At 42.0% G+C, this 314-nt stretch carries 1 protein-coding gene; it reads right to left on the minus strand.

The window, feature by feature from the left end; translation table 11 throughout:
- Nucleotides 1-314: DDE-type integrase/transposase/recombinase (locus tag Q3W56_RS20785; RefSeq protein ID WP_302896717.1), on the minus strand; the 314-nt coding region annotated here is incomplete at both ends.

Raw genomic sequence — 314 nt, forward strand, 5'->3', positions numbered from 1 at the left:
CGGTCGTGGTTCGATCAATGCTGTTAAGATAGAACGTTTCAGACTTTAGTGAGGAATGAAACGATTCGATGGAGGCATTATCAGCGGGCGTCCCTTTGCGGGACATGCTCATGGTAATGCCTTTTGTTTTAACAGCTTTCTGATACTCGTAAGATGTATATACAGATCCTTGGTCACTATGTAACACGCAGTTCTCAGGCAGTGTTGGCAGTTGATCAAGTGTGTGTAAGACAAAGTCTGTGTCCTGCTTATCTCCAATCGTAAAAGCAATCACTTCTCCATTGTATACATCCAATATACTGGATAGATACAAT

This window comes from Bacillus sp. C28GYM-DRY-1, from assembly GCF_030519405.1.
Classification (GTDB): domain Bacteria; phylum Bacillota; class Bacilli; order Bacillales; family Bacillaceae; genus Bacillus; species Bacillus spizizenii_A.